The sequence below is a fragment of the Microbispora sp. CL1-1 genome, assembly GCF_012034195.1.
Taxonomy (GTDB): domain Bacteria; phylum Actinomycetota; class Actinomycetes; order Streptosporangiales; family Streptosporangiaceae; genus Microbispora.
Genome location: NZ_JAATEK010000158.1, coordinates 1 through 758 on the forward strand (window position 1 = coordinate 1; position 758 = coordinate 758).

The 758-nt window shown below is 69.0% G+C and carries 1 protein-coding gene; it reads left to right on the forward strand.

Annotation, left to right across the window (positions count from 1 at the left end):
* The coding region (locus HCK04_RS40405) for a lectin (protein ID WP_168066707.1) at window positions 1-634 on the forward strand (634 nt) is incomplete at its 5' end.
* Between the last annotated feature and the right edge of the window lie 124 nt (window positions 635-758).

Consider the following 758-nt stretch of genomic DNA (forward strand, 5'->3'; position numbering starts at 1 on the left):
GCAGGAGGCCGCCGCCCGCAACTTCAACGCGGCGATCCCCGGCATCGTCCAGTCCAAGGCCAACAGCGGAAAGCACGTCCACCTGGTCGACATGCACAGCAGGCTGACCACCGGCGACCTCATCGACGGCATCCATCCCACCGCGAACGGCTACGACAAGATGGCCGCCGCCTGGTACGCCGCGCTTCAGTCGGTCGACGGCAGCATCGGCCAGCCCGGCGGCACTCCCAGCCCGACGCCGACCGCCTCCACGAGCGCCATCCGTGGCGTGGGGTCGGGGCGCTGCCTCGACGTCACCGGCGTCTCGCAGGCCAACGGCGCACAGGTGCAGATCTGGGACTGCAACGGGCAGTCCAACCAGCAGTGGACCTCCACCAGCGCCGGTGAGCTGCGCGTCTACGGCAACAAGTGCCTCGACGCGTACGGCGCGGGAACGGCCGACGGCACCAGCGTGATCATCTGGGACTGCAACGGCCAGAACAACCAGAAGTGGCGGTTCAACTCCGACGGCTCCATCACCGCCGTCGGCGCGAACAAGTGCCTCGACGTCCCCAACTACTCGACCGCCAACGGCGTCAAGCTCCAGATCTGGTCCTGCAACGGACAGGCCAACCAGCGCTGGACCCGCGTCTGACGGTGGTGTCCCGCCTTCGCCGTGGTGACCGCGGCGAAGGCGGGACGGCCCCGGCCGCACCCGTCACGGAGTCCGCCGGACGGCTGACTCCCCGACCCGACTGACGACGAGGAACCATGGTGAT